Source organism: Vulcanococcus sp. (assembly GCF_044369115.1).
In the GTDB taxonomy this organism is placed as follows: Bacteria; Cyanobacteriota; Cyanobacteriia; order PCC-6307; family Cyanobiaceae; genus Vulcanococcus.
This window is the reverse complement of sequence record NZ_JBIPMN010000271.1, coordinates 1-3,219: the sequence shown is the minus strand read 5'-3', so window position 1 is coordinate 3,219 and position 3,219 is coordinate 1. Positions and strand designations below refer to the sequence as shown.

Here is a 3,219-nt window from a genome sequence, read left to right as displayed (position 1 = left end):
AGATCCACGCCTGGCTGGAACAGGAACATTGGCTTGTTGGGCTCCTGCACCTCCACATTGGCGTTTTGCACCGCAACGGTTTGGCCGGCCGACAAGGCGTTGGGCTGGGAAACTTCGTTGGTGGCCGAGATCGCCACCGAAATCGTGCCGTGCGAAACAGCTGCCGGCGACACGCGCACATTGCTGCTGATCACCACCGTGCCGGTGCGGGCATTGACCACCACACGGGCGGGCGGATCACCCGGGCGCACGTCCAGGTTTTCGATGGCGCTCATGAAGGCCACCCGCTGCGTGATATCGGCCGGGGCGCGTACTGCCAGCGAAAGGCCGTCGATGGCGCGAGCCACGTCGCCTCCGAAGCGCTGGTTGATGGCACTGACGATGGCGTTGGTGGTGGTGAAGTCCTTGCGGTGCACATTGAGCACCACCTCAGCCGCGCGGTCGAAGGGCGTCTCCACCATGCGCTCGACGGTTGCGCCTTCGGGTATGCGTCCGGACGTGGGCACCCCAATCGCAACTTTGGAACCGGCGGCTGCCGCGTCGATACCCGTGGCCGTGAGCGAGCCCTGGGCAATGGCATAGGTCTCGCCGTCGACCCCGCGCAGGGCGGTCAGCAGCAGCTGACCGCCGCGCAGGTTGGTGGCGCGACCGATGGCCGACACATTGATGTCGATCTTTTGGCCAGGCTTCGCAAACGCAGGCAGCTCGGCGGTCACCATCACCGCAGCGGCATTGCGCAGGTCCAGACGGCCGCCAGCACCTGCCAACACCTCGAAGTCCGAGATCGGCTGGTCGATGCTCACCCCCATGCGGGCCAGCATGGCCTTCAGACTCTGAACGGTAAAGGAGATGTCCTGACCGTCACCCGTACCCTGCAAACCCACCACCAGACCATAGCCAATGAGCTGATTGGTCCGCACCGCGGCCACCTGGGCCAGGTCCTTCACCCGGTCGGCCCGGGCAGGCGTGGCCATGGCCATGAGCATGGCCGCGATGGCCATGAGCATCCACAGAGGGTGTCGACGGACATTCATGTCGGGTCCTTGTCAGAACGGCCAGAAGCGGGTGAGAAGCTTGGTGCCCCAGCCCGGCTGTGCAGCGGCGGCCAGGTCACCCGAGCCCCGATAGGCGATCTGGGAGTGCGCCAAGCGGCGCGACAGCACGGTGTTGTTGGGCGAGACATCCTGCGGACGGATCACGCCGGATACCTGGATGACTTCACTGCCTTCGGACAGGGAAAGTTGCTTCTCGCCGCGCACGACAAGGTTTCCATTGGGCAGCACCTCCACCACGCTCACCGCCAGCGAACCCGTCAGTGACGCGGTCTGGTCGGCCGTGCCGGAACCAGCTGAGGTGGTGGACGCTTCGTTGAGGTTGAGCCCTCCCAGCGCTGCACGGCCGCTGATGAGGCGACCAGCCATGCCCGAGGGAACGACATTGTTGGAGGCCTCGCGCGAGACATTGGTGCTGGTGGAGCGTGAACCCTGCGTGCGCTCGTCCAGCAACACCGTGATCACATCCCCCACCTGAAAGTTTCGTCCTCGACCGAACCAGTTCTCGCTCTGCACACCGTTGTAGATGGATCCGGTGGGCTGTCGCGCCACGGGAGCTTCTGCAGGCTGCACGGCAGCGAACCGGGGCGGCGCCACGGGGACCGGTGCCACCGACGCGCAACCGGTCGCAACCATGGCAACGAGGAGCAGGGAAAAGGATGTTTTCATGAGGGATCCGATGGCGCGGCTGGTCAGAGGTTGTTGTTCAGGAAGCGCAACATGCCATCCGCGGCCGAGATCGCCTTGGAATTAATTTCATAGGCGCGCTGGGTCTCGATCATGTTGACCATTTCCTCCACCACGTTCACGTTGGACGATTCGAGTGCGCCCTGCATCAGGGTGCCGGCACCCGCCAACCCTGGGCGTTGAACCTGCGCGGCGCCGCTGGCCGTGGTTTCCTTCAGCAGGTTCTGGCCGATGGGCTGCAGGCCTGCGGAGTTGAAGAAGCGCGCAACTTGGATCTGGCCGATGTTTCGCGTACCGCCACCACCGAATGAAGTGATGGACACGGTGCCATCGGCGCCGATAGTGACGCTGGCCGCGTTCTGCGGAATGACGATTTCGGGCTGCAACAGTGCGCCGTTGGCGGTCACCAGCTGGCCCGTGGACGACAGCTTGAAACTGCCGTCACGCGTGTAGGCGATGGTTCCGTCGGGCTGAAGGATCTGGAAGTAACCGTCACCTTGGACAGCCACATCCAGCGCGTTTTGCGTGGTCTGCATGCTGCCCTGGGTGTGGTTCTTCTCAGTGGCAAGGATGCGCACACCCGTGCCGAGCATCATGCCAGTGGGTGACTGCGTATTCGCACTGGTTTGCCCACCCGCCTGGCGGATGTTCTGGTAAAGCATGTCTTCGAACACCGCGCGGTCGCGCTTGAAGCCGATGGTGTTGACGTTGGCCAAGTTGTTAGAAATGACCGACATGCGCGTCTGTTGCGCATCCAGGCCGGTCTTGGCAATCCACAGTGAGGCGTCCATGGTGGGCTCCGTGTTCTCTTAAGGTGTTCAGTAATCAACGCGCCGTCAGGAAGTGGGCCGCAGCATCGTGGCGCCGGACTCATCGATCTGACGCGACTCCTTGATGATCTTGATTTGCTGCTCGAAGCTGCGAGAGTGGTCCATCAATCGCACCATGGCGTGCACCGCCGTGACGTTGCTGCCTTCAAGCGCACCAGGCGTCACGCCCGCCAGAGCAGGCCCACCCGGCAGTGCCGTGCCAGGCTGCTGACCGGCCACCTCGAACAGGCCATCTACGCGCCGAGCCAACTGGGCATTCGTCGCATCACGCAACATCAAGCGGCCCACGGTTTGACCCCGGGCATTGGTGGGGGCAGCGGGGTCGCGCGCCACCACGTTACCGTCGGGATTGACGGTGATCACAAACCCAGGCGGCACGTTGATGGTGTTGCCACCTTCGCCTCGCACCAGATAGCCATTGCCTGTCTCCAAGGCGCCTTGTGCGTTCACGCGAAGGTCACCCCGTCGTGTGTATGACAAAGTTCCGTCAGCTGCGCTTACGGCCAGTACGGCCTTGCCGTTGATCGCCACATCCATCGCGCGACCGGTGGCCATCACCGTACCGCCATCCAGTCGGATGAGGTCTTTGGACACAGCCTGGGGCTGGATACGAGAAGAGAAGCCAGCACCTTCGGCCGTAATGGACTGCA

General features: G+C 63.4%; 4 protein-coding genes. All 4 read right to left on the bottom strand.

Annotation, left to right across the window (positions count from 1 at the left end; all coding sequences use genetic code 11):
- Positions 1-1,001 (bottom strand): flagellar basal body P-ring protein FlgI (locus ACIQ2E_RS14525; RefSeq protein ID WP_398332127.1); only part of this gene is annotated, 1,001 nt, incomplete at its 3' end.
- A 45-nt stretch (positions 1,002-1,046) separates the two neighbouring features.
- Positions 1,047-1,721 carry a flagellar basal body L-ring protein FlgH gene (locus tag ACIQ2E_RS14520; protein WP_398332124.1) on the bottom strand — a complete coding sequence of 225 codons (675 nt, stop codon included), beginning with the start codon at positions 1,719-1,721 and terminating at the stop codon, positions 1,047-1,049.
- Between the two features lie 23 nt (positions 1,722-1,744).
- Entirely contained in the window at positions 1,745-2,530 is a 786-nt protein-coding gene (gene flgG / locus ACIQ2E_RS14515) for a flagellar basal-body rod protein FlgG (RefSeq protein WP_398332121.1), read from the bottom strand.
- Positions 2,531-2,575: 45 nt separating this feature from the next.
- A partial coding sequence (locus tag ACIQ2E_RS14510) for a flagellar basal body rod C-terminal domain-containing protein (RefSeq protein WP_398332118.1) occupies positions 2,576-3,219 on the bottom strand: 644 nt, incomplete at its 5' end.

Bases quoted from the DNA above. Each gene is read 5' to 3' on its own strand.
- flgG (WP_398332121.1), bottom strand. From the start codon at position 2,530: ATGGACGCCTCACTGTGGATTGCCAAGACCGGCCTGGATGCGCAACAG.
- ACIQ2E_RS14520 (WP_398332124.1), bottom strand. From the start codon at position 1,721: ATGAAAACATCCTTTTCCCTGCTCCTCGTTGCCATGGTTGCGACCGGT.